We start from the raw sequence: 24,661 nt of genomic DNA, 5'->3' as shown, positions 1-24,661 counted from the left end.
CGCACCGACCAGGGCTGCGTTGCAAATGCTTGCGATAGCCCCACTATCGCTCTGCTTTGCGCCTTGCCCTAATCGCCGGGCAAGGGTCTTTCACTTCTGTTTTAACTGCGATAGTCCTCTAGCAACGACGAACACGGCACAGGCTGCGACGTGGTGTTATGGATAGAAGAGGCCGTCTTGACGGTGGGCGTTATACCGCGGCAGGAAATACGCGTGCATTCGGTCAATTCTTCTGTCCGGCAAAAAATGGAAGCGGGCATACCGAGTATCTATCGACATCTGCAAAGGGCCTAAAGGTTGGCAGCTTGCACTGGCCTCACTGGCAAGATAAAGCTCACCTTGGCCCCCAGCACCCTGACCTGCAGTTTCCAGATAATCTTGATCTCCGAGCGCCCCAGGTTGCCACTGACTGGCAGGTCTGCGGGCAGGCGGAGCGTGAAATCCACTACGCCTGTGCCGTGTGCGATATATCTGTCCTTGAACTTTTTCGACCACAAGATATTTGTACTCGAGTTCTCACCACTACGGTCTTCGTGGGTGCAGACGACTTCCAATGCCAAAGGGTAAGCCTCAACCGTACGACGCATGCCCTGCCCCAGTCCTGCAATGAAATACAAAGTCGCGGGCACATCGCTGCAACCCGGATGCAAGGGCTGCGGCAATTGCAATAGCAGGTCACCCAGACGCTTGCGCAAATAAATCCGCATGCATGCATAAACCAGCAGCATGATCCCCACCGCCGGAGAAAATATCAGCAGATACTCTCCCGTACCGCAGCTACTGCCACATGCTCTGTGGGTTAGCCAGGCAAAAGCGGCACTGACAATCAGCAAGACAATTGAGGCAGCGACAATCTTGTGATCTACGTTTTCAGCGTGTATGTATTTACCGGTTTGGCCCTGTCTGCTATGGTTGGCGACTGCTGAGAATGCGCTCATGGGCACCCCAGTGCCGTGGCTGCCTGTGCCTGTTTAAAGTACCGTGCATAGCCGCAGGCGTCTTCACCATACAAGTCTTTCTTGCTGCGGTCTGCGCCTGCCAGTTGCAGGAAACTGATCACGCCCAGTTGATTGTATTGGGCGGCAATCATCAGGGGTGTAGAACCACGCCCTCCGTCGAAAGCCTGGTTCATGGCGACCCCGCGTTCATGCAGGTAGAGCAGGCTTTTCAGGGCGCCTTTGTAGGCAGCGTAGTGGGCTGGCGTCCATACCTTGTTACTTGGGCGGCGCAGGTCAGCACCAGCATTGGCCAGCAGTTGCACTATCTCTACGCCATCATTCGCGATGGCGGCAAACAGGGCGCTGCTTTCACCATTGCCATCGGCATCCCGTGGTGTCACCAGATCGACTTGCGCGCCTTTTTGCAGCAGGTAGCGCACCTTGGCAATGTCATTGTCATCGGCCGCCTGCATGAGCAGGCTGCTCCCACTTGCATCCCTGCCGTTGATATCACCACCAGCACCGAGTCTGGCTTGCAGTTGTGCCAGGGTTTCGGCTTGTACTTCTGCGTGGTCATTATTTGTACTACCCCTGCGGCTGCGGCTATCACCTGCACTGCTGAAAATAAAAAACACTGCAATCGCAATCAGGATAAAGAAGATGCCATAAGCCCAGAACCAGCTACGGGTTTGCTTGCTGGTGTCGCCTGGTTCTCCCGGCAAGCCAAAGAGAGTGATGCGTTCACGGGGATATTGCCGGGCAAGCACATCACTGGCATTGACTGGCCCGCCCCCCCCCTGACGCACCGGCAACTTGAAGATCAGCTCAGCATCCAGCACTTTGAGTTTGAGCTTCCAGATAACCTCGACATCTTTGTGCCCTTGCGTGCCGCTGGCAGGCATGTCAGCAGGCAGGCTGATGTTGAAGTCTATGCTTTGCACACCATGCATGGCTTGTTTTGTGCCCAACTCTTGTGACCACAAGGTTTTCGTCGTGCTATCGTCACCACGACTGTCTACATGCTCGCACAGCACTTCCGCCTTGAGCGGATAATGCGATCTCGCAATGTGCATGCGCTGTCCCAGAGCCGGCTCAAAGCGCAGGCGCAGTGGCAAGTTTTCAATACCGGCATAGGGCTGCTGTGCGAGACTCAACACCGGATCACCAACCCGCTTGCGCAAGAAGCGCATACGTAACGCTGCCCACAACAAACCCACGCCGGCCACAGGAAACATGGTGACAAAGGCGATCACCACGCCACCCGCATTTTTTTGCATATACACCGTCAAGGCTACCGGTATGCAGATCAGGTTCCAGATCACGGCAAACACGGTCAGGGCAGCGGCACCGCTGCGGTCTGCCTGTAGTTCCAATTTGCCTGATGAACCAGAAAACGCTTGCTGCCCGCTCCCCCTGAACGCCCCCGCCGTTTCATCTTCATCAGGCCTGAACCAGATCGCCCACAGCGCCCACAAGGCACCCAGGCTGACAGCCGGAAACAAGGTAGCAAAAGGGATGAGGAAAATCAGGCGATTGATGTGCAATTGCCTGTCATACGCGGCAAAGGCAGGGTCTTGCGGGTCTATCCAGAGGGTGACGCTTTGATCATTGCTGCGGGCTTGCAGCAGGCTGGCATGGGTACTGCGATTGTAGCCGTTGTAACCATCACTGGTGTCACCGCCTACGCTGATACGTTTGCTGCGATAAGTCTTGCCGTCAAACTGGTAGACAAATTCAGCATCGACTAAGTAAGTCGGGCCATCTTCAGAGCGAATTTCACGCAGTTCGAGCTTGTCGATTTTGGCCTGCACGACGACCATGTTACCGGCTCGCCACCAACCTTGCAGTTGCTGGGCCATGGGCAAAACCCCACCGTACCAGCCACCCACACCAAAACCCACTAAAAACACCAAAGCAAACAAACTGGCACCTAATTTACTACTTATTCTTTTTGTTTTTGTCATGCATGCAATGTAGCAAACCGCTTTGCGCACTGCAATATCTGCGATGCAATACTGATGGTTACTTGCAACAGGCATACAGGATCACATGGCATGTCATCCAGATGTCATAGTCGCCTGATTTAATAGGAGGCTTGTGATAAAAAAATAGGCAGGATTATTGCCCCATTTTTCTTGCCACAATATCCTGCCCCACATATTCTTCTGTCAACAACTTCTACACAAGTCAAGACTGTCGCCATTGCCTGAACGAGAACATGCCTGATCAGTGACCAGGCATGCCAGCAAGACTCTCTACCCCGTCCACACCGTATAAATAATACCATTCTGTATCTGTCCTATAACCTGCGCCTGGTTTTCTGTGCTTTCACAAAAGCTGGCGAGTGCCGCAGCGGGGGTGATGAGGCCTTTGCTGAACTGGTTAGACCAATAATCAAACCCTGCCTGGTCCGGTGCGCGGTGCAGGACGTTTTGGTAGAAATTGGTGATCAGGGTGTTGGTGCTGGGGTTGCTGCCATACAGTTGCTGGAATTCTGCTGACTGGAAAAAACCGGCGGCTACCGTGGTCAGGCTGGAGCCTTTGTCCATGTCCTTGATCCAGTAACCCAAACCGGCCAGGTCAGGCTTGCGGCCAAATGCGGCCTGGTAGATGCGGTAGGCCTGGCCAGCGACACCGTCAGTATCAAAGGCCACGGCAGCGTCGCTGAATTGCAGGCGCTCTACCTGGTTGATGCTGAGGATGCCATCGTTGCCGACATTGTCTTTCAACACCAGGTTGTTGAGCGTGCCTGTGCTGGTATAGTTGGCGAGCTTGCCGGACAACAGCAGCGTATCAAGCCCACTACCGCCAGAGATGCTGTCATTGCCGCCACCACCGACGATAGTGTCATTACCTGCGCCACCAGAGATGGTGTCGCTACTGCTCGTGCCAGTCAGGTAATCTGGCCCTGCGGTGCCGTTGATGATCAGCCCAGGCGCAACAAAACTGCCGATGGTAGAAAATGTATAGCTACTGGTGCCCGCATAGTTATAGCCGGCCAGATCTTTGATGCTGCCACCGGGGATGCTGAGGCTGTATGTGGTGTCATACGACAGCGGAGTACTCGGATGTATCGTCAGGCTATTGCCGGACAGTGTCAGGTTGGTGCTGAATGCCGAATCAAAGTCAGCCACGGTATTGCCTGCGCCATCTTTGAGCAGTATGTGGCCTGTCCCGCGGGCGATTTCTTCGCTAAAATTAACGACGATATCGCTATTGATGGGCACAGACTTGCCCGATTGCGTGGGTGTGAACGACACTGCTGTTGGTGCGGTCGTATCGCCCTGCCCTACTACGCGAATGGAGGTGTTGATGCCCATTTTTTGTAACTGGGCGACGTTGTAGACGGTGACATTGCCCGCCATGTCAGCCACTTCTACCCGCGAGACATTGTAATAGCCGTTGGGATTATTACCCGCAATGATCAATGTCTGGTAAGTCGTGCCATCAACCCAGGGATCCTTGAAACCACCGAGTACGATACCAGCATAAGTACCGCCATCGGTTTTTATATCATGTGTCAATGGTGGGTCGGTGATGATGGACACATAGCGTATGCCGGACTCATAGTCAGTCGCGACAGCTTTCATATCGATGCTCACGTCACCCTTGACCACGTTGATGACAGAGGGGATGTTCAAGGAGTTCAACACTGGCGGTGTAACATCATTCTTGACGACTGCATTACTGAGGCCAATGACATAGTCAGCATTGGTACTGCCAAGATTGGTGACCTTGACAAAAAAGCCGCCGTGGTTGTAGCCACCAGAATAGATGAACTTGATACCGTCATCATTGTAGGTCTGGGCAATAGCGGGCGTCAGATTCGACAGTACATTGCCTGCGCTATCGGTAATTTCTATCTTGACGCCGGAGTAGGTGGAAGCCCAGGTATTGCCACGGTAATTATTCAATGCATCATTGGACACCACGATAGAATAAATGCCAGGGCCATCAAGATCCATTTGATACCAGTCTGTCGTGTCCGAGGCAGACAATTTGCCAAACGAACGCGTGCCATTGCCGAGCTTGAAGACGCTGGTGCGGTTGAATGAATCGATGGTGATGGTTCTTTCATCAGCATTTGAATTCAGGCCGTAGACATAAGACATAAAACTTCCCTTTTTGAAGAAAAAATGCGATGGCACGTTAATTCAAGCCATCACAAAAAATAAAAAAATGCTCAAGAAGACCTCACCACGTAGGCTATCCCTTTTTGAATTTGCCCTATGACTTGCGCCTGGTTTTCTGCACTTTCGCAAAAACTGGCAAGTGCACCGGCGGGCGTAATCAAGCCCTGGCTCAATTGCTAATTCCAGTAATCAAAGCCTGCCTGATCCGGAGCGCGGTGCAAAACATTTTGATAAAAGTTGGTGATCAGGGTATTGGTGCTGGGATTGCTACCATACAGTTGCTTGAATTCTGCTGACTGGAAAAAACCAGCAGCCACTGTGGTCAGGCTAGAGCCCTTGTCCATGTCCTTGATCCAGTAACCCAGTCCAGCCAAATCAGGCTGGCGGCCAAATGCGGCTTGATAAATGCGGTATGCCTGCCCGGCGACACCATCAATATCAAAGGCAAGCGCGACATCGGCAAAATGCAGGCGCTCAACTTGAGTCACATTATCAGTGCCATCATTGCCGATATTGTCTTTGACAATAAAATTACCTACCGAGCCAGTCAGCGTATAGTTTGCGCCTTTTCCTGAAAGTACCAAGGTATCGAGACCACTACCGCCAGCAATATTGGCATTGCCAGCACCGCCTATGATAGTGTCGTTACCTGCACCGGCAGAAATATTATCGTTGCCGCTGGTGCCGACTAAATAATCATTGCCAGCAGTACCATTGATATTGGCGCCAACTGTGGCAGGGTTTGCAACCGTCGAAAAAGAATAGCCAGTGGTGCCCGCATGGCTGTTACCCGCCAGGTCCTTGATACTGCCGCCACTTATGCTGACACTATAAGTCGTGCCGTATGACAGTGCGGCACTCGGATGTAGTATCAGGGTGCTGCCTGAGATACTCAGGTTGGAACTGGATGAAGCATCATCATTCGCAACGATATTGCCCGCTGCATCCTTGAGCACAATAGTGCCAATGCCACGTTGTATGGCTTCGCTAAAGCCAAGGATGATGTCGCTGTTGATTGGTACCGCCATGCCGGACTGTGTGGGCATGAAAGACAATACCGTTGGTGGTGTGACATCCAGCAAGGTAGTACGTGTACTTAAATTCAGCACATAATCTGCATTGCTAAAACCCAGGTTGCTCACTTTGACATAAAAATCGCCATGGCTGTAAGAGCCGGTATAGCTAAAGTTGATGTTGCCATCCACGTTGGATATGGCGATACCAGACTGGGTGCCAGACAACGCATGACCATTGCGGTCAGTGATTTCTATCTTCACACCAAAACTGGAGCTGGTCCAGGTATTGAAAAGATAGTTATTGCTACTATCGGTCGATACAATCAGATTAAAACTGCCTGGTCCATCCAGATCAAGTTCATACCAATCCGTTATATCAAAAGAAGACAGTTTGCCGAAAGAATTCCTCCCCAGCTGCACCCTGAAAATCTGGTTCACACCACTTGAATCAAAACCATAAGTTTTTTCATCTGTGAAGGAATCAACACCAACGAGATAGGCCATGCCACAGTCTTTCAGAGCGAAGAATTGGAAAAGGCATATGTAGCCCAGGTTTTATTACTATTACTTTCCGCAAGAACAGATGTAAGTGAATGTAATATTCTATTTCAAATTTTACATTCGAGGTGAACTGAGATATTTCTTACTCAACAATTTGAAAGCGAGCGGAAATTTTAATAGGACACCTGCAACGGAGGGCTGCGGTATCACAGATGAAGAGGGGGATAAGGAAAAGAAATGCTTGCATACAGGGTGCAAAGCACGGGCTGCCAGCAAAGTGGCTGAACAAAAGTCAGCCAGTTTTTTTCAGCTTTGTATTGGCAAAGTCAGATAAAAAGAGGAGCAGGTATGTCGCCAGAAAAAGTTGAAATGAGGGCGGTGCAATTCATGCCGCCCCACATCTTATCTGATTTCATCTACTTTCATCACATCAACCCACCCACATCGTATACACAATGCCCTGCTGTATCTGCCCCAAGACCTGTGCCTGGTTTTCTGCGCTTTCACAAAAACTCGCGAGTGCGGCAGCAGGTGTAACCAAACCCAGGTTAATCTGGCTGGACCAGTAATCAAAACCTGCCTGGTCTGGTGCGCGGTGCAGGACGTTTTGATAAAAGTTGTTGACCAGGGTCGTGGTGCTGGGGTTGGCGCCATACAGTTGCTGGAATTCTGCTGACTGCACAAAGGCCGCCGCGACAGCATTGAGGCTGGCGCCTTTATCCATGGCCTGTATCCAGTATCCCAGGCCTGCCTGGTCAGGTTTGTGGCCAAACGCGGCCTGGTACAGGCGATAAGCCTGGCCAGCTACACCGTTGAGATCAAAGGCCAGTGTCACGTCGGTGAATTGCAGGCGCTCGACCAGGCCGACTGAATCGGTGCCATCAGTACCGGTATTATCTTTGAGGATGAAGTAGGCAGGCGTGCCCGATACTGTGTAGTTAGCCATTTTGCCGGACAAGACCAGGGTATCGAGCCCGCTGTCACCAACAATGCTGTCATTGCCGAGGCTGGCAATGATGCGATCATTCCCCGCACCAGCCCAGATATTGTCGTTGAGATTGCTGCCCATCAGTACATCATCGCCATCAGTGCCGTAGATGGTCAGCCCTACCAGGGCCGGGTTGGATACAGTCCAGAATGAATACGCACTGGAGGCACTGGTACCCGCGTAGCTATTGCCAGCCAGGTCCTTGATACTGCCAGCAGGCAGGCTGATGGTGTAGTTGGTGTCAAACGCCAGCGCCGCGCCGGGATGTATGCTCAGGGTGTTGCCTGCAATGCTGATGCCAGGGCCAGCTGCATCAATGCTGGTGGCAACATTGCCTGCACCATCCTTGAGAATAATTTTTCCGCTGCCCGCCTGTATCGTCTCACTGAATGTGAATACCAGGTCACCATTCATCTGCACCACATTGCCTGTGGCTGCCGGGGTAAATGAGAGCACGGTGGGCGGCGCAGTATCTGCTGTCGCCAGCACGCTGATGGTGGTGTTCACGCCCATGGCCTTGAGTTGCGCGGCTTCATAGGTAGTGCTATTGCCCGCATTGTCCATCACCTGCACACGCAGTACATGATAGTCGCCGGGTTTGTTGTTGCTGGCGATGGTATAGGTCTGGCTGGACAGTCCGTCTGACCAGCTATCATCCTGCCCATCAATCACAAGGGCACTCAGGGTACCCCCATGGATCTTGACATCATAGGCGATGAAATTATCGAGCTCTATCATGATGCTGGCAACACCCGAACCCACATCGGTCGCGCCGGCCCTGATGAATAGCGGCGCATTGCCATTTGCCAGGTTGATGCTGGCCGGGATGATGAGAGAATTCAGAACGGGCGGCGTGGTATCGACGGCTGCCTGGATGATATTCAGACCGGATGCGTGACGTACACCGAGGGTATCAAGATTATCTACGTTAGCCATTTTGCTGACCTTCATTAAAGGCTTCAATTAAAGGGCGGATTGAAGTCCAACGTGCAAACGCATCTTAAAATCAGTGACCTGCCTGCGCTCGCCAACTTCATGTGTGCTGCGAGCATCACTATTGCATTTAAGTTACGCCTAAATTGTAGTTAAGTTGTACATCATATGTACCTGAGTTGTAACTCAGCTATACCAAGTTGCGCCCAAGAAAAACTGGCTCATGCAAAAATTGCGGGAACGAAAAAAAAGACACCCTGTACGCGCGTTTCATGAGTCTGCCAACGTGGATTCATATGTCCGCAGCATTACCATACGATATTGCATTACATTTAATTATTGCCAGAAACTTCATTGCGCAGCACTTCCACCCCTGTCAAGCGGGTGCCGGATGCAATAAATTCATACTGATCAGATATACGCGCCCAGTAAGCAAGACGTATAAAAACATAAAGCCAGTGCTGATCTCACAGCACTGGCTTTACGTTTGATACTCACTTCATCAACAACAAGATGTCTTACATGCTTGTTACCCGGCTCATCCCAGCCATTCGGTATAGACCACACCGTTCTGTATCTGCCCTATCACCTGCGCCTGATTTTCTGCGCTTTCGCAAAAACTGGCGAGCGCGCCTGCGGGTGAAATCATGCCCTTGTTGAGCTGGTTGGACCAGTAATCAAACCCAGCCTGATCGGGTGCGCGGTGCAGCACGTTCTGGTAAAAATTATTGATCAGCGTTGTCGTGCTGGGGAAGCTGCCATACAGATTCTGGAATTCTGGTGACTGAAAAAATCCTGCGGCAACCTGCGTCAGACTGACGCCGTGATCCATCCTGTCTATCCAGTATCCCAACCCTGCCATGTCAGGCTTGCGACCAAAGGCTGCCTGGTAAAGGCGATAAGCCTGGCCTGCTGCGCCGTTGATATCAAAGGCCAGTGCAGCGTCAGTAAAGATCAGGCGCTCTACCTGTGACACTGAATCTGTGCCATCTTTGCCTACCATATCTTTAACGGTAAAACTGGTGGTCGTGCCGTTGATGGCATAGTCACCGAGCTTGCCCGCCAACACCAAAAAGTCGAGGCCGCTGCCACCGTCAATCACATCATTACCAGCACTGCTGATGATGGTGTCATTGCCAGCACCTGCTGAGATATTGTCATCACCCACTGTACCTTGCAAATAGTCATTGCCGTTGGTGCCATAGATATTCTTGCCCGGCACAGCCAGATTCAAACCAAGGATGTAGTCGGTAGCAGTGTACGACAGGTTACTGATACGCACAAAAAAATCGCCGTGCGAAAAGCCGCCTGTGTAATTGAATACGATGCTGCCGTCGGTGGTCAGGCTGGCATAGCTGGTATCAAGACCAGCCAGCGGGTTGCCTGCACTGTCGGTGATCTTGACTTCAATGCCGCTATAGGTTTCGCGCCAGTCATTGGTGGCGCTATAATTATTGACGACATCGGTAGAGACCACCAGGGTATAAGTACCGGGGCCATCCAGGTTAAGCTGGTACCAGTCAGTCAAATCCGTTGCTGACAACTTGCCAAACGACACCTGGCCCAGATTGACCTGGAAATTGGGGCTCAGGGAACTGGAATCGTAACCCTTGGTTCTCTCATCGTACACACTATTATCACCATAGACGTATGCCATATTTCACTCCTAAAACTGTTACTCTAAAAAATCCATGCAGCATATTAAGCAGAGAAAGAAGCAAGCCTGCGATTGACATGCCGCGCGGCAAATTACTCCTCTCGTCCTGCAAAGCAAAGAGGTAAAACTCATGACACCTGCGCTTACCTCTTGCAGCTTTAACGCAATAACAGCATTATCGGATGACATGAATGTCAAAAAAGTTTAAACATGGATAAGAACCCGACAGAAGTCACTGTCGCCACTTTCAATAAACTCGCACAGCGCTACCAGGACAAGTACATGGAACTGGCAGATTACGATGATACCTATGCGCTGTTTTGCAAGCATTTGGTTTCCCGTAATGCGCGCGTGCTGGAACTGGCATGCGGGCCAGGCAATGTGACGCGTGCCCTGCTGGCGCGCCTGCCTGATTTGCAGATCGTAGCCACCGATCTGGCACCACAAATGGTGGAGCTGGCGCGCGCCAATAATCCTACGGCGCACTTCGCCGTCATGGATTGCCGTGATGTCGGTGGCCAGGGTAAAAATTTTGATGCGCTGGTCTGCGCCTTTGGCCTGCCCTATTTGTCACGGGCTGAAGCTGCCAATCTTATCGCTGATGCCGTCAGCATACTCAACCCTGGTGGCTTACTCTATCTCAGCGCCATGGAAGCAGAAGAATCCCGATCAGGCTGGCAGACTTCCGGCGCAGGTGACCAGGTCTATCTCCACTATCATGACGAGCAACACTTGCGCAGTGCATTGGGCCTGCATGGCTTTGACATCATCGATATGAAACGCAAACCCGGGCCCGCGCAAAGCAGAATAGCGAGCATGGATTTATTTATCCTTGCCCGCCTGAAAACTGCCTGAAAACTGCCTGATCATTGCATCGCGTTAGCCCCCGCAATTGCCAGGTTAACGCAACTGCAATTTATTTCAAGAACGCTTTAACCTCTGCCTGGAACTGCTCAGGCTGGTCCCACATGATGAAGTGGGCGCTCGATGGAATACGCTTGAGCTGGATATCTTTCACGCTCGCGTAGGCCATTTTGTAAAAACCATCCATTTGCTCTGGCGTCAATGGCACCCCATTTGGCAAGATATACAAAACCGTCGTCGGCACAGTGATGTTTTTCAACTCAGGCATCAGGTCAGTCGTGATCAATTCATGATAAGCACGGGCTGAGACATCCGGATCACTCTTTAGCGCATCGTCCAGCGCACCTGGGCGCATGGCGGTGTTATTGATCATGCTGTTGATGGTTGCCGTGGTTCTTTGCGCACGGCCTTCAGGTGTGGCTGCACGCATTTTCGCCAGCATATCATCTGCCATGGGTTTAATGCTTTGCGCAGTCGTGCCGGGAGCGCCGAACATCGCACCCAGGAAAGGGAACATATCGACGATCATCAGTTTGCTGATGGCCTGTGGATGCCGTGCCGCCACCATCATGCCGATAGAGCCGCCCATAGAATGACCGATCAGCACCGGTTTTTGCAAACCATGCGGCACAAGCTGGGCAATATAACGGGCGATTTCTTCCGCCACTGGTGCTGCCACAGCGCCTTCAGTATTACCGCCTGCAGGCTGACCAGCAAAGCCAGACACCTGCACCAGATGATAACGATAGCCAGGTACCGCCTTGACCATCTCAGCCCACACCCGTGGTGAAGAACTCAGGCCAGGCACCAGGATCACATCACTGCCCTCGCCTTCTACCTTGACACTGATACGGTCAGAACTGAAAGCGGCGGCCCAGGCAGCAACAGGGCTCAATGCGGCACAACTGAATGCCAGGATGGTGTTAAGCAAGTGACGACGGAGTTTCATATAAAATCTTTCTGTTGATATTCTGCTAGCATACTACAATCTAATGCGACTTTCACAAGAGTTCAACCGTGCAAGAAAACACCCTGCAATCTACCATCAACACCCAGCTCACTCTCTGGCTGGCAACGACCAACAATGCTGACTGGAAAGAGCTTGTCGCCACCCATGCACCGCAACTACCTCACTTGCTGGCAGCGCGCTTTGACTATGATGTGCGCCAGGGCGGCTTTGCGCAGTTTCTCTACAATATGAACGGGCACTTACTGGCGCAGATTGAAGACATGCTGATCGCCGCCAATGCCCACATCGCCCATGATTTTTATGTACAGGCCATCCGCCTGTGTCTGGAAAATAAAGCGGACTATCAGCGATTTTTAGCCAGCAACTATACCGATGCCAACACGCTCAAAGACGCGCTGCATCTGCTTAGCATTGCCTATCTTGGCAAGAAAGTGGATTTCCAGAGCGAGGCCCATGCTTTTCTGGCGAGTGGCTTGCCGGTGTGAATGCGCAGTATGTGCAGGGACTCTGTGACCTGAGAACTGTAGTCAAGACACTCATACCCAGGAAAAAAGAATAGCGTTGCTCAATTCTGAGCATACCATGTCGTTTCCGTCATAAACTCTATGTCCCTCATTTTGTGACGGATGCCTGTTTGACGCAAAGTCAGTCTTAAGCACCCTGCATGAAATGAGAGACATCGCCAAGGATTTGATCGACGCCAATATCCGCAATGGCTATGGAGACGATAGCCCACTCAATACTTCAGGTAGCGTAAAAAAGTAATTTGTGGTCAGATGACTGGATCCCATTTCACGCAACGGACTGGTCCAACACTTGTTTTGATTTCGATCCTGAAGTTGGAGGAGAAATGGGGAAGATTATCTCTGTCAATTGGGAAAGCAATTCTGTTTCAGTAGTCGCAAAAAACTATGTGGAATTTCTTGCCTTGTGCGCGAAGAATTTGCCAGGCGATCCTGATGCAGATGACTTTGATGAATAAGCTGCTGTAGATATGATTAGCGTAGCGTAATCTTACGCACGCCGAACCTGACAGCACCAAAAAAGCATTTAATCGCCAAGCCTTTATCCAATGAAAAACGACCCGTTTAATATGAATTTTTCTAGAAAAAGCAAGCCAAAAAAATTTGAACCGATAGCTGGCATGCATACGATTACGCTCCGCTAATCGCACCTATTCGCCACATCTATCTCTCTGGCTGCAGAGATCAGCATGTCCCGGTCCTTTTGCGACAATGCCACCAGCCCATTCATGCCGCTTTCGCAACTGATCAATCCATCTGCACAGGCATCTTCCCAGATGCATAGTCGCGGGCAAGTGCTATGCCATGCATCCAATACTTCTGCATAAGTATGTGGTCGCTGCTGTATCCATTCCAGCATTTGAAGGGTCAGGCTGGTGTGGGTATCGGGCATGATGAGTCCTTCCTGAGCTGAGCTTAGATAAGGTGCAATATGCCTGCGGCAGCTCCGGCGGCGATCAGGATGACCGGGTTCAGTTTGCTGCGCACGACGATGAGGGCTGTCAGCACGGTAATGACGCCCGTGCGCCAGCTTGCGGTGTCGAGTTGTGTGAACAGGCAGGCGGTGGCCAGCAAGAAGCCTATTGAAATGGGGGCGAAGGTGTCGCGTACGGCGGCGGTCAGGCGCTGGTTATAGTTGGAGGTATTCAGGCTGATGACAGATAACGTCAATATTGTCGAAGGGATGATCACTGCGAGTGTTGTCAGTATCGCGCCTGTCCAGCCAGCGATGAGCCAGCCTACCAAAGAGATGAACAAAAGATTGGGGCCGGGTGCCGCCTGGGCGATGGCATAGGCAGAGGCGAACTGGGCGCTGGTGACCCAGTGTTTTTCTGTGACGACAAAATGGCTGATGTCTGGTGCCATCATGACCAGTCCGCCACCAACTGCCATCATCGACAGTATCGACAGATGCAGGCACAGGTCCAGCATGGGGGATTCGTCATTCATTCTTGTCTTTCAGAAAATAAGCGGCCACGCTGCCTGGCAAGGCCAGCAACACGAAAACGATCATCAGGCGAAACTTGAGCAGAGCCAGCCCGGCAAAGGCCAGCGCCATCAACACCGCCTGCAAGCTGGTGCGGCTATTGAACAAGCTGCTTTTGTCTGGCCCTGCACTCTGCGCATTTTTTCCAAACAGGGACATTGCCATCTTGATCGCTGTTGATAACACCAGGCCCGCCGCCACGGCTGTCATGCCTGTCAAGGCGTCCTGCACCACGGCCAGCTTGCCAAAGCGCTGGTAGGCAACACCAAGCGCTATCACCAGCAAAAAAGGGGCGATGATCAAACCTGCCATGGCGGCCAGTGCACCCATGATACCGGCATAACGCTTGCCTATCATCAAGGCCACATTGCAGATGGTGGGGCCGGGCAAGACCTGGCTCAGGGCCAGGTAGCGGCCAAATTCTTCTGCACTGAGCCAGCGGTATTGCTCGACGAGCGCCCGGTAAGCAAAGGGCATGACGCCGCCAAAGCCTGTCATCGCTATTTTTGAAAACACCAGGAACAGGCGCCAGGAAGTGATGCTGGCAGTGTCATTAACAGCCAAGCCTGGCAATGGTGGATTTAACATGGGGCACTCATCAGAAACGGTAAGAAATATTTACTGCAAGAACATCTTCCTACTCAGGCAATTAAAAGTACAATGAATTTATTTAGACGATTGATTCATTTTTCTTATGAAAATCGATATTCTCGGTGTACAGGCGTTTGTGGCCATTGCCGATCATGGCAGTTTTAACAAGGCGGCTGATGTGCTGTTTGTCACGCAGACAGCGGTAACGCAAAGGCTGCGCAATCTGGAGATTTTTTTGGGCGTGAGCTTGCTCGAAAGAACCACCCGCTCCATCGCCCTGACCAGAACGGGGCACGACTTTTTGCCGCAAGCCAGACGTTTGTTGCAAGAGCTGTCAGCCGCTCTGACTGGGATACGCGAAACCGGCAAGGCGTTGCGCGGTGATGTGTCGATCGCCTGCATACCGACAGCGGGGGTGCGCTACCTGCCGCAAATCATCCGTGAATATTCAGCGCTATTCCCTGACAACCGCATCAAGATACTCGACCATGCATCGGTCGGTGTGGCGGAGGCCGTGTTGCGGCGCGAGGCAGAATTTGGCATCAACCTGGCTGGCCCCAACCATCCCGAACTGACCAGCACGCCTTTGCTGGAAGACCGCTTTGTGCTGGTCTGCCGTGATGATCATGCACTGGCCAGACGCAAGAGCCTGTCCTGGTCACAATTGCAGCCCTACCCTTTAATTTTTGCAGGGCAGGCGAGCGGCAACCGCGCCCTGCTGGATGGTTACCTGGGGGCCGAGAATATGCATGGTGGCCGGGGTGCGCAAGATGGGCAAGCAGGTTTAAGCTTGCAGATACATTATGAAGTGCAGCGCAATTCCACCGCCCTGGGGTTGGTCGATGCAGGTATTGCTGCCGCCATCGTACCCAATCTCGCCATGCAAAAAGCCAACTACCCACGCCTGCGCGTGATCAGGCTGCAAGACCCTGTGATTTCCCGAACCCTGGTGCTGGTGGCCCGCAAGGCCGCCCGCCTGTCACCGGCAGCGCAGCTGTTATATGACATGATCAGGGATAGCCGGGTGATCAAATAGGGAGCGAGGGAGCGAGGGAGCGAGGGAGTGTGGCATGGTCACAGGCATGCAGGGTGCATCGTCAGGTTGATTTTTTCAAGACAGCTTCAGTTTCATCCTGGTATCCCATCATGCAAAGTCCCGCCAGAAAAAATGGCAGCAGCCACCAGACTGACGCGTGGGCCAGATCTGCCCAGCGACTGCCATATGACCACCATGTCTCGTCAGCGATATACACAGAATTACCCTTGCTTGACCAGGATGGATAATAGACAGGGGAACCGCCACGAAAAAACTCAAAAACATAAGCATCTACAGGTGGCTTGCCAAATTCGCTGATCAATTCATCGGAAAACGGCGCTGTCTTATAAGAAAAGCCTATGCCTTGCAGGTCTGGCCTGACATGTGCCCAGTCATCAAAGTCTTGAGCAGTCGGCATGTGCGCATGTTGCTCTCGAAAGCGCTGTACGTACTCTTTGGCATCAGCAATTTCAGTTTCATAACTTCCATTCAAGGCTTTGTGTTGTTCACTCGGCACCAGGGTAAGATACAAGCTGAAAAACAATCCTGGCAAACCCGCCAGCACAAACGCCACTGCCATCAAAAAATTAAGCGCACGCATGAATCAAATACTCGCAATCATACAAATTTAATATAGAAACCAGACTGTATCATGCAGACAGCGTTTATTCAGGCTGCACTTTCCTGATATCAGTAATAAGCAAAAACACAAAGCCCGTCTCAAACGGCACGCGGTAAATACCCTTGGTCTTGAGCAAGTAATTGGCCACGCTCGCCATTTCCCATCCATCAGACAATTGCGCAGCCCAGCTGCGTTGCGTCAGCTTGTTGAACTGGTATTTTGCACCCAGGCTCCTGAGTACGTCCATGCGTTTGTACAGGGCTGGGGTGATGGTGGAATTACCCCAGCTCCATAGCCAGGTCTTGCTGCGATCAGAATAAGAACCGACAAACTGGATTCTGGCACTGCGCTTCTGCACACCCCCGTCTGAAAATGTCAGCTCACCTGTTAACTGATCAAGGTCCCAGTGTCCATAGCTGGACATCTGATAATCGTCATCAAGCGCTTTTTGGGTGGCTGTTGAATACTCGGCGCTGGCACTCAGAATTTGCTCCCAGCCTTGCTGGCGTGCTTGGCCGTTGCCAGTCAACAGCATTAACACAAGACCGAGCAGGAATATCAAAGTGGGGCCGGGCGTGCTGTATGCGCTTGCAGATGATTTACGGCCACACCCCATCGTTCTCCCTCCCGATCAAAATACATTAACTGAGTATGACACCGCCAATCACCAATAAGACCAGGCCCAGAATATAAAATTTGAGAAAATCGCCAAACAGGCCATGCCGCTTCGCCAGTAAAAAAACATAACCCGGAATGAACAAGGCTACAAAAGCCTTGCCTGCATCAAACTTAAACAGCATCAAGCTAGGGTAAAGCTGGGCAAGAAAAGCGATGGCCATTCCAGATAACAGCGTGCAAACGCCAAGATTATGCATGACTATCCTGATGTTATTTTAATACTTCAATGTATCACGGAAACTATCAAAGACAACTGGCATTCAACATTACGCCGTGATGTTCACCCGCGCTAGGCGCTTGCGCAAATGTGCAGCCTGCGCTCCATTGAAGCTAATGCCATCAAGCCAGACATTGTTCAGCAAAGTCAGTGCGTTCAGTTTAGGGATAAGCTATACCGCATCAAAACCGGCAATGTCATCAAGATTAGCCAGGGACAGACAGTCCAGATGAAGCAGTTGCGTGAGCAAATCAAGATCATCGGGCGTGACTTGCGTTTACCATAAATCCTTGACTGACAGGGTCAAGGATGGCAAGACCGCTCAGACCTGGGTGCAGATAGACAGGCTGTGTTTGATACAGTCCCATCTAACTCAATGCATAGCGCCAGAAAGCAAGATAGTTTTCCCTTGCGCCTGCGGGGCAGTCTTCAGCAAAGCCCTGGCAACCGCTGTAGCTTCGATAGGCTGGTAGTTGGCGGGTATCAAAAAGCCGATTAGCTTGCTAACGGCCAGGCCGATTTTTTCGCCACGCCGCTCAGACTGGCCTAGCACTTTCCTGTCGCCAACCAGCAGGGATGGGCGAGCGATGACGAGGCCATCAAACGCCATTTTTTCCAGCGCGTCTTCGAGTTCACCTTTGACGCGATTATAAAAGACGCTGGAATTCGCATCTGCCCCCATCGCGCTGACCAGGCCCAGTTTCTTGACGCCCGCTGCCTGCGCCGCCCTGGCAACCGCCAGGTTAGCATCGTAGTCTATGGCACGAAAAGCCTCCTGGCTACCGGCGACCTTGATGGTCGTACCCAGCGCCAGATACACTTCGTCGGCCTGTGGTAACACCGGCAAACGCAGGCTGGCGAAATCGACGATATATGCACGCAGCTTGGGATGCTGCACCGTGGGCGGTTTGCGGCCAAGGCTATGCACTTCTGCCACGCGATCGTCCGCCAGCAGGCCAGCAAGAATTTCCCTCCCTACCATGCCGCTGGCCCCTGCGATAATGACAGTGCGCTTTACCATGCCTGATACTCCTTAGTGAAATGCTCAGTGAATTAATTTCATGCCCAGCTTTTGTCAAAGCTGCTTGAATGCTGCTATGCTAATTAAAGCCAGACCAGGCTCGCGCATGGATTATCAAACGCAATACTACCGGATTTGCTGGTGTACTGCCTTAGTAGTGTATACACGCTACCGGCACAATATTGGCACGCTATTGGCACCGTATCAGCATCAGCAGACGGGCATTTTTGTAAGACTTCAGTTGCCTGAGAAAGGTATCCAATGGCTGAGATCACTCATCCCATCATCCACCCATATTACGAGTCGCATCGTGGCGCAATGGAGGCAGCGATGCGCCAACGCCTTGCGCTTGCAGAAACGATGTTGCGCGAGCAAGCGCAATTGCCGGACATTGATGCGATCAGACAAGAGGTGATGGGCGAGTTCGACATCGTGCTCACCCAGATGCCCTATGTCGGTGGAGCAGCAAGCCGCATGAGCGATTTTTTCATGCGCCTGCTGGGTTTTATTGCCATCAGCCGGGTGCTGCGGCGACATGGCGTGGCGCTGTCTGTCATTGGCGACATCGAGCGCGAAACCTACAAGGCAGAATTGCTGAGCTTGCCAGAAGCAGAACGCCTCACGTCAGGCAATCAGTTCATGTCGGCAGAGAATCAGGCTTTACTGCGTGAGCAGGCTGCACAAAGTGCGACAGCAAGCCATCAGCAAGAGTTTCCGCAAGATTTTGTGTATGAGTTTGTCGAGCCAGGCCCGGGTGACAAGTTTGAATTTGGCATCAACTACAAGGCCTGCGGCTTTTGCAAATTCGCGGCCTGCCATGGCGATAAAGAAATCTTGCCGAATATTTGCGGGCTGGATTTTGTTGCCTATGCAGCGCGGGGGATACGCCTCGAAAGAACGCAAACCCTGGCTGGCGGTGCGAGCCACTGTGATTTCAGGTTTTCAAAGCTGACAGTTGGCTGAGACAATTACAGCTCACTGGCAGGGTGCGTCTTGACGCACCAACCCGGCAATGTTAGAGAGAGATGTGGTGCGTCAAGACGCACCCTACCTCAGACAGCCACCACAGGTACCAGAGTCCTCAGCCGCAGAGTAATCGCCAAACCCACGCTGAGTATGCCACCCAGCAGCATGACTACGCCCGCCCAGCCGTGGCTGGCCCACACCACGCCCGTGAAAGAACCAATGAGACTGGAACCGAGGTAATAAAAACACAGGTAGATTGCAGAGGCGACCGCCTTGTAAGCCTGCGCACGGCGCGCGACCCAACTGCTGGCGACTGAATGTGAGGCAAAGAAACCAAAGGTGAACAGGGCCACGCCAGGGATCATGATGTACAGCGAGTTCGACAGGCTCAGCAGCAAACCCGCCATCATCACTAGCAGGACTATCCACAGCACACCACGGCGGCCTATGCGGTCTACCAGCCGCCCTACCCAGACCGAGCTGCCCATGCCCAGCACATACAGCAAGGCAATCGTGCCTGCGGTGCTCTGACTAAAACCAAACGGTGTGCCCTGCAGGCGGTAACCTATGTAGTTATACACACTGACAAAACAGCCTGTCAGCATGAAGGCCAGGCAAAACAGCATGCACAGGCCACCATCAGACAAATGCAGGCGCAAGCCCTGGTGCAGGCTGCCCCAGACCCGCGCTGCCGGTTTGAAGTTGCGCGCGTGCGGCAGACTACGCCAGAATTCCCAGGCAGCATAGATGCCAGCAATGCCAATCGCGGCCATCGCCGTGCGCCAGCCAAAATGATCACTCAACAGGGCCGACAGCAAGCGCCCTATCATGCCCCCCATGGCACTGCCTGCGATATACAGCCCCACTGCCGTGCCCATGGCTGCGGCCTCGATCTCTTCGCCCATATACGCCACTGCCACTGCGGGCATGCCACCAAGGGCAAAGCCCAGCAGGCCGCGCAAGAGCAACAATTGGCTAAAGTCCTGCGTCAGCGCGCACAACACCGTGGCAATCGCCGCCAGTGCCAGCGCTGCCACCATCATGGGCTTGCGGCCTATGCGTTCACTGATGGCGCTGGAAATCAGTAATGAAAACGCCAGCGATAAAGTCGATATAGACAAGACCCAGCTGCTTTGCGCCGGTGTAAGTGCAAATTGAACGGCCAACGAAGGCATCAGTGGTTGCATGCTGTACAACAGTGAAAAGGTAGAAAAGCCACCAAAGATCATGGCGCGGGTGATATGCCGGAATGCTGGCGTGCCTGCGACGATGCGGGCTGGCGGGCTTATTTGCTGCGACGGGGTGGTGCTGTCGACGGTCATGATGGTGTGGCTGGACGATCAGGGAGTAGCCATCTTATAGTTGCGCTTTTATAGCGTCCAATATATATTTAAAGCATTAGTAATACATTTTTTAGATGATTGGATAACGAATAGAGATCGCTCCTCGTAGGTTGGGCTACGGGGTATCAGCCCAACACTCGGCACCTGAATAGCGTGTACGTTTGTTGAGGCCCAGTGTTGGGCTGGTAAAGCGTAGCCCAACCTACGCAACTAAAACGTATACGGATTTGCAAGCCCTACGAAAATCCCTTTCACAAGAAATTTCCTTAACCATAAAACCATGGAACTCCGCCACCTCAAATACTTCATCGCCGTCGCCGAAGAATTGCACTTCACCCGTGCGGCGGAGCGTCTGCACATAGGCCAGCCACCTTTAAGTCATGCGATACAAATGCTCGAAGCCGATGTCGGTGCGCAGTTGTTTGAGCGTAGCAAACGCTGGGTACGTCTGACGGAAGCGGGCAAGCTGTTCTTGCAGGATGCACGGCATATCCTGGCGCTGTCCGAGCAGGCCAGCGAAAACGCCCGCCGTGCGCAGCGTGGCGAGACAGGTGAGTTGCGAATAGGCTTTACTTTTTCGACACCATTCACACCGCTGTTTGCCACCCTCATCAACAGCTACCGCGAGCAATACCCGGATGTGACCCTGACTTTGCGCGAGATGGCGACCAACAAGCAGCTCGAAGCACTGAGCCAGCATCACCTTGACGTGGGCTTCATACGCCCGCCAGAAGGCGGTGAACTGGCACGCGGGGTATCGTCACCATTACGCTTTCGCAAGCTGCGTGAAGACCCGCTGGTGGCAGTGCTGCCGAGCACGCATGTGCTGGCAAAAAAGAAAAAAGTGCCGATGAAAGACCTGGCACAAGAACCCTTCATCATGTATCCACCCAGTGCAGGCACCGGCATTTACCCGCACATCTTGCGGCTCTGCCATGCCGCAGGCTTTGCCCCCAAAATCGCACAAGAAGCGAATGACGCCTCGACCATCATCGGCCTGGTGGCGGCAGGCTGCGGCATCTCCATCTTGCCAGGTTCGTTTTACACTATCCATTTTGATGGCATCTGCTACCGGCCTATTGCTGATGCGGGGGCAACTACCTCGCTACTACTGGCGCAGCGCAAAGGCGAGGTGTCGCCGCTGGTGGAAGCTTTTGTGAAGCTGGCTGGCGGGCTGGTGTGAGTAGCGAACGGTCTCGGTGAAAATCGAGACGCCAGCCTATTGCTGCGCAACCGCGCGAGCGGGATACAACCAGCAAAACACCAGCGTCGCCACAGCCGCACCCAGCAATTGCGCAATGATAAAACCCGGTGCATCGACAGGCCTTATGCCTGCAAAGCTATTACTCGCCGCCCGCGCCAGCGTCACTGCGGGATTGGCAAATGAGGTTGAAGAGGTGAACCAGTATGCCGCCGTGATATAGGCTGCCACCGCAAATGGTGTTACCGCCGGGCGGCTGCGGCTGGTGCTGATGATGACTGCGATCAGGCCAAAGCTGGCGACAAACTCACTCCACCACTGTGCCATGCCAGTGCGTGCATGTGCCGAGGCAAAGAACAGCGGCAGGTCAAACATGGCATGCGCCGCTGCTACCCCGGCAAATGCACCCAGCACTTGCAGCAGGATATACGGCAGCACATCTCTGGCTGGCAGGTTTTTCTGATAAGCCTCAGACAATGTCACGACAGGGTTGAAGTGTGCGCCCGAGACCGGGCCAAACATCAATATCAATGCGATCAGACCCGCGCCTGTGGCAATGGCATTGGCCAACAGCGCAACCGCACTATTGCCGTCCGCCAGCCGTTCTGCCATGATGCCCGACCCCACTACTACGGCCAGCAGCAATGCGGTGCCCAGGCCTTCTGCCACCAAACGTCTTGCCATGCTCATGGAGTGATCTCACCTATCTGGTCCAGCGCGGTCTTGAACCTTTGCCTGTCCTGCGCCAGCGTATCAAGTGGCAGTGCCAGCATGGTCTCAATACGGGTGCGTAGGATGCGGTAGGCAGTCATGAAGGCAGCGTCGATTTCTTCATCTGTCCCGGTTGCATGGGCAGGGTCTGCCACACCCCAGTGGGTACGCAGGACTGGCCCCAGATAGGCCGGACAGGTTTCACCCGCGGCACTGGCGCAGACGGTGATGACGATGTCCGGTGTGGCTGGCAGATGGTCCCATGATTTGCTGGCGTAGCCCGCGATCGAAATGCCTTCCCGCGCAAGCAATGCCAGCGAACGCGGGTGCGCTTCACCCGTTGGTTTGCTACCTGCACTCATGGCGCACCAACCCGCTGGGGCCAGGTGATTAAAGGTGGCTTCAGCCAGGATGGAACGGCAGGAATTGCCGGTGCATAGAAATAAAACGTTCATGGGTTGGCCTGCCAGGGTGGTTTGCATTCAAGACTGCTGCTGTTTAATCACTGGTAGCACATTGCGGCACCAACACCGGCGTGCACGGATTCCCGCCACAGCAGTTCTCAGTCAAAAAGCCCAGCATCTGGTTCATCGTTGTGATATTAGCCGAGTAGATGACAAAACGCCCTGCCTGGCGCGACTGCACTAGATCTGCATGCGACAACTCCTTCAAATGAAAGGATAGCGAAGACGCCGCAATGCCCAGCTCCTCAGCAATCTTGCTGGCGGCCATGCCCAGAGGGCCGGTCTGTACCAGCAAGCGAAATACCGCAAGACGCGACTCTTGTGCAAGAGCCGCCAAGGCCAGCAGGGCTTGTTTGGTTTCCATGGTGTGTGTGCTAAAAGTTTTATCATCAATTCTATATTTCAATAATAATTGAAATATAGAATTGAAGTAAAGCAGAATTTGCAAGAGCAAATACCGCCTCCGCTGCTCCCTTGCCAATCTTACTACTACAGGCATGCGGTGCCACCACTCGCAGGAGGGGCTTTAGCCGCGAACAATGCGCCAAGCAGACCCACGGGTGATGAAGAAATTGTAGCTCCCGCTATTCGCGGCTAAAGCCGCTCCTACAGAGAAAACCAAGCTTAGCTCAAAATCATCAAGCGACTTCAACCGCGAACACACAAGCACAGAAACCCAAGATCATGCTTAGCTTGCAGCCTCCGCTTTTCACAGTTAAAGTCCATCCCACAGGGCATTGATGCCAACCCCATACACCGCCAGCACCATGATACGAACAGCCACCACCGCAGACGCCGCCGCCATCATCAACATTTACAACCACTACATCGCCACGACCACCATCAGCTTTGAAGAAAACCCGGTCACAGAACAGGAGATGGCCCAGCGCATCAAGGACGTCAGCGCCAGCCTGCCATGGTATGTAGCAGAACAGGATGGCGTAGTCATCGGCTATGCCTATGCAACCCCATGGCGGGCCCGCAGCGCCTACCGGTTTTCAGTAGAAAGCACGGTCTATGTCGCCGCCAGCCATGCAGGCAAGGGCATAGGCAAGCGCCTGTATCAAACCCTGATAGCCGAGTTGCGCCAGCGCGGCATCCACGTCGTCATAGGCGGCATCGCCCAACCCAACGCCGCCAGCGTCGCCCTGCATGAAAGCCTGGGTTTCGAGAAGGTCGCCCACTTCAAGGACGTGGGGCGCAAGTTTGAACAATGGGTGGATGTCGGATATTGGGAGCTGCGGCTGGGGTGAACACATGAAGACGAACTGGACCATACGCCCGGCGACACCATCAGATATCACCATCATCACCCGCCACCGCTTCCACCGAGAAGACGAACGGCAAGAAGACCTGGATGCTTATGCAAACTGGCTGGCAGGCGCACTGGCTGCCGGCAATTACCTGGGCTTGCTGGCCCAGGCCGGAGACACAGTGGTCGCTGGTGCAGGCCTGTCCATACTGGATTGGGGACCAATACGCGGCGATACACAAGCGCGTCGCGGCAGGATAGTCAATGTCTATACCGCACCAGACTGGCGCAGGCTGGGCATTGCCAGGGCACTAGTCGCAGGCGTGCTTCAATTGGGCAAGGAGCAAGGCCTGAACACCTTCAATCTCAGTGCATCAGAAGAAGGCCAGCCACTGTACCAGGACCTGGGCTTTGTTTCTTATCTGACGGAGATGATATATAAGTCAAAAAAATCCGGACTTTGAAACAGTCGCCCACACTTCAAGATCATGGACGTAAGTTTGAGTTACGGGTGGATGCATTTGTGACACCCGGATGGAATTTGTTTGA

27 protein-coding genes are annotated in these 24,661 nt (G+C 52.9%); 9 read left to right on the top strand and 18 right to left on the bottom strand.

The genetic code is table 11. The features are described from left to right. Positions 1-290: 290 nt before the first annotated feature. The 6 genes from ACO0LG_RS16905 to ACO0LG_RS16880 form a co-directional block, all read right to left on the bottom strand. Positions 291-938 (bottom strand): hypothetical protein, encoded by a 648-nt coding sequence (locus tag ACO0LG_RS16905; RefSeq protein ID WP_423028397.1) that lies wholly within the window; start codon positions 936-938, stop codon positions 291-293. After that, a complete protein-coding gene (locus ACO0LG_RS16900) occupies positions 935-2,902 on the bottom strand; it encodes an ankyrin repeat domain-containing protein (protein ID WP_423028395.1) in 1,968 nt (655 codons plus the stop codon). The genes ACO0LG_RS16905 and ACO0LG_RS16900 overlap by 4 nt, the downstream gene beginning before the upstream one ends. Before the next feature lie 291 nt (positions 2,903-3,193). After that, positions 3,194-5,050, bottom strand: coding sequence for a DUF4214 domain-containing protein (locus ACO0LG_RS16895; RefSeq protein ID WP_423028393.1), 1,857 nt, complete (start codon positions 5,048-5,050; stop codon positions 3,194-3,196). 197 nt (positions 5,051-5,247) lie between these two features. Further along, positions 5,248-6,591, bottom strand: a complete 1,344-nt coding sequence (locus ACO0LG_RS16890) for a DUF4214 domain-containing protein (protein ID WP_423028391.1) — start codon at positions 6,589-6,591, stop codon at positions 5,248-5,250. A gap of 427 nt (positions 6,592-7,018) precedes the next feature. Then, positions 7,019-8,512 carry a DUF4214 domain-containing protein gene (locus ACO0LG_RS16885; protein WP_423028389.1) on the bottom strand — a complete coding sequence of 498 codons (1,494 nt, stop codon included), beginning with the start codon at positions 8,510-8,512 and terminating at the stop codon, positions 7,019-7,021. A 535-nt stretch (positions 8,513-9,047) separates the two neighbouring features. Next, the gene (locus tag ACO0LG_RS16880) at positions 9,048-10,166 is read right to left on the bottom strand and encodes a DUF4214 domain-containing protein (RefSeq protein WP_423028388.1); all 1,119 of its coding nucleotides are present in this window, start codon (positions 10,164-10,166) and stop codon (positions 9,048-9,050) included. Positions 10,167-10,376: 210 nt separating this feature from the next. Between ACO0LG_RS16880 and ACO0LG_RS16875 the strand changes: the two genes are divergently transcribed. Next, positions 10,377-11,021 (top strand): class I SAM-dependent methyltransferase, encoded by a 645-nt coding sequence (locus tag ACO0LG_RS16875; RefSeq protein ID WP_423028386.1) that lies wholly within the window; start codon positions 10,377-10,379, stop codon positions 11,019-11,021. A 61-nt stretch (positions 11,022-11,082) separates the two neighbouring features. Here ACO0LG_RS16875 and ACO0LG_RS16870 read toward each other — a convergent pair whose 3' ends face one another. Then, positions 11,083-11,979: an alpha/beta fold hydrolase gene (locus ACO0LG_RS16870; RefSeq protein WP_423028384.1), complete on the bottom strand. Its 897-nt coding sequence runs from the start codon at positions 11,977-11,979 to the stop codon at positions 11,083-11,085. Positions 11,980-12,047: 68 nt separating this feature from the next. Between ACO0LG_RS16870 and ACO0LG_RS16865 the strand changes: the two genes are divergently transcribed. Together ACO0LG_RS16865 and ACO0LG_RS16860 are read left to right on the top strand one after the other, a co-directional pair. Continuing rightward, positions 12,048-12,485 carry a DMP19 family protein gene (locus ACO0LG_RS16865; protein ID WP_423028382.1) on the top strand — a complete coding sequence of 146 codons (438 nt, stop codon included), beginning with the start codon at positions 12,048-12,050 and terminating at the stop codon, positions 12,483-12,485. Between the two features lie 365 nt (positions 12,486-12,850). Next, positions 12,851-12,982, top strand: a complete 132-nt coding sequence (locus tag ACO0LG_RS16860) for a hypothetical protein (protein WP_423028380.1) — start codon at positions 12,851-12,853, stop codon at positions 12,980-12,982. Positions 12,983-13,164: 182 nt separating this feature from the next. Here ACO0LG_RS16860 and ACO0LG_RS16855 read toward each other — a convergent pair whose 3' ends face one another. From ACO0LG_RS16855 to ACO0LG_RS16845, 3 genes are read right to left on the bottom strand one after another with little or no spacing between them, the layout of a single operon-like run. Beyond that, positions 13,165-13,416 carry a hypothetical protein gene (locus tag ACO0LG_RS16855; protein WP_423028378.1) on the bottom strand — a complete coding sequence of 84 codons (252 nt, stop codon included), beginning with the start codon at positions 13,414-13,416 and terminating at the stop codon, positions 13,165-13,167. 23 nt (positions 13,417-13,439) lie between these two features. Beyond that, the gene (locus tag ACO0LG_RS16850; RefSeq protein WP_423028376.1) at positions 13,440-13,973 is read right to left on the bottom strand and encodes a chromate transporter; all 534 of its coding nucleotides are present in this window, start codon (positions 13,971-13,973) and stop codon (positions 13,440-13,442) included. Beyond that, positions 13,966-14,598: a chromate transporter gene (locus tag ACO0LG_RS16845; protein WP_423028374.1), complete on the bottom strand. Its 633-nt coding sequence runs from the start codon at positions 14,596-14,598 to the stop codon at positions 13,966-13,968. The genes ACO0LG_RS16850 and ACO0LG_RS16845 overlap by 8 nt, the downstream gene beginning before the upstream one ends. 106 nt (positions 14,599-14,704) lie before the next feature. Between ACO0LG_RS16845 and ACO0LG_RS16840 the strand changes: the two genes are divergently transcribed. Then, positions 14,705-15,637 (top strand): LysR substrate-binding domain-containing protein, encoded by a 933-nt coding sequence (locus ACO0LG_RS16840; protein WP_423028372.1) that lies wholly within the window; start codon positions 14,705-14,707, stop codon positions 15,635-15,637. Positions 15,638-15,698: 61 nt separating this feature from the next. On the opposite strand, the gene ACO0LG_RS16835 is transcribed toward ACO0LG_RS16840, so the two are convergent. The 3 genes from ACO0LG_RS16835 to ACO0LG_RS16825 all read right to left on the bottom strand — a co-directional run bounded on the left by ACO0LG_RS16835 (position 15,699) and on the right by ACO0LG_RS16825 (position 17,134). Continuing rightward, the gene (locus ACO0LG_RS16835; RefSeq protein ID WP_423028370.1) at positions 15,699-16,238 is read right to left on the bottom strand and encodes a hypothetical protein; all 540 of its coding nucleotides are present in this window, start codon (positions 16,236-16,238) and stop codon (positions 15,699-15,701) included. A 64-nt stretch (positions 16,239-16,302) separates the two neighbouring features. Then, the gene (locus ACO0LG_RS16830; RefSeq protein ID WP_423028368.1) at positions 16,303-16,875 is read right to left on the bottom strand and encodes a DUF6882 domain-containing protein; all 573 of its coding nucleotides are present in this window, start codon (positions 16,873-16,875) and stop codon (positions 16,303-16,305) included. 25 nt (positions 16,876-16,900) lie between these two features. Further along, on the bottom strand, positions 16,901-17,134 hold the full coding sequence (locus ACO0LG_RS16825; RefSeq protein ID WP_423028366.1) for a hypothetical protein: 234 nt from the start codon (positions 17,132-17,134) through the stop codon (positions 16,901-16,903). A gap of 108 nt (positions 17,135-17,242) precedes the next feature. On the opposite strand from ACO0LG_RS16825, the gene ACO0LG_RS16820 reads away from it, so the two are divergent. After that, positions 17,243-17,440: a hypothetical protein gene (locus ACO0LG_RS16820; RefSeq protein ID WP_423028364.1), complete on the top strand. Its 198-nt coding sequence runs from the start codon at positions 17,243-17,245 to the stop codon at positions 17,438-17,440. An 87-nt stretch (positions 17,441-17,527) separates the two neighbouring features. Here the strand turns inward: ACO0LG_RS16820 and ACO0LG_RS16815 are convergent, their stop codons facing one another. Then, on the bottom strand, positions 17,528-18,175 hold the full coding sequence (locus tag ACO0LG_RS16815) for an NAD(P)H-binding protein (protein ID WP_423028363.1): 648 nt from the start codon (positions 18,173-18,175) through the stop codon (positions 17,528-17,530). Between the two features lie 261 nt (positions 18,176-18,436). On the opposite strand from ACO0LG_RS16815, the gene ACO0LG_RS16810 reads away from it, so the two are divergent. Then, positions 18,437-19,138 (top strand): L-2-amino-thiazoline-4-carboxylic acid hydrolase, encoded by a 702-nt coding sequence (locus ACO0LG_RS16810; RefSeq protein WP_423028361.1) that lies wholly within the window; start codon positions 18,437-18,439, stop codon positions 19,136-19,138. Positions 19,139-19,227: 89 nt separating this feature from the next. On the opposite strand, the gene ACO0LG_RS16805 is transcribed toward ACO0LG_RS16810, so the two are convergent. Next, positions 19,228-20,463 (bottom strand): MFS transporter, encoded by a 1,236-nt coding sequence (locus ACO0LG_RS16805; protein ID WP_423028359.1) that lies wholly within the window; start codon positions 20,461-20,463, stop codon positions 19,228-19,230. A gap of 301 nt (positions 20,464-20,764) precedes the next feature. Here ACO0LG_RS16805 and ACO0LG_RS16800 point away from each other — a divergent pair, with 301 nt between their 5' ends. Continuing rightward, positions 20,765-21,667 (top strand): LysR family transcriptional regulator, encoded by a 903-nt coding sequence (locus ACO0LG_RS16800; protein WP_423028357.1) that lies wholly within the window; start codon positions 20,765-20,767, stop codon positions 21,665-21,667. A 36-nt stretch (positions 21,668-21,703) separates the two neighbouring features. On the opposite strand, the gene ACO0LG_RS16795 is transcribed toward ACO0LG_RS16800, so the two are convergent. From ACO0LG_RS16795 to ACO0LG_RS16785, 3 genes are read right to left on the bottom strand one after another with little or no spacing between them, the layout of a single operon-like run. Continuing rightward, on the bottom strand, positions 21,704-22,375 hold the full coding sequence (locus ACO0LG_RS16795) for an aquaporin (protein WP_423028355.1): 672 nt from the start codon (positions 22,373-22,375) through the stop codon (positions 21,704-21,706). Next, on the bottom strand, positions 22,372-22,851 hold the full coding sequence (locus ACO0LG_RS16790; protein WP_423028747.1) for an arsenate reductase ArsC: 480 nt from the start codon (positions 22,849-22,851) through the stop codon (positions 22,372-22,374). The genes ACO0LG_RS16795 and ACO0LG_RS16790 overlap by 4 nt, the downstream gene beginning before the upstream one ends. Before the next feature lie 43 nt (positions 22,852-22,894). Then, the gene (locus ACO0LG_RS16785; RefSeq protein ID WP_423028353.1) at positions 22,895-23,224 is read right to left on the bottom strand and encodes an ArsR/SmtB family transcription factor; all 330 of its coding nucleotides are present in this window, start codon (positions 23,222-23,224) and stop codon (positions 22,895-22,897) included. Positions 23,225-23,627: 403 nt separating this feature from the next. On the opposite strand from ACO0LG_RS16785, the gene ACO0LG_RS16780 reads away from it, so the two are divergent. Both ACO0LG_RS16780 and ACO0LG_RS16775 read left to right on the top strand, forming a co-directional pair. After that, positions 23,628-24,113, top strand: coding sequence for an arsinothricin resistance N-acetyltransferase ArsN1 family B (locus ACO0LG_RS16780; RefSeq protein WP_423028745.1), 486 nt, complete (start codon positions 23,628-23,630; stop codon positions 24,111-24,113). Positions 24,114-24,117: 4 nt separating this feature from the next. Then, positions 24,118-24,576: a GNAT family N-acetyltransferase gene (locus tag ACO0LG_RS16775; RefSeq protein ID WP_423028351.1), complete on the top strand. Its 459-nt coding sequence runs from the start codon at positions 24,118-24,120 to the stop codon at positions 24,574-24,576. The last annotated feature ends 85 nt before the right edge of the window (positions 24,577-24,661 follow it).

Source organism: Undibacterium sp. Ji42W, assembly GCF_049340405.1.
Taxonomy (GTDB): Bacteria; Pseudomonadota; Gammaproteobacteria; order Burkholderiales; family Burkholderiaceae_D; genus Undibacterium.
The sequence above is the reverse complement of the archived record's forward strand: the minus strand, read 5'-3'. Positions and strand labels throughout refer to the sequence as shown.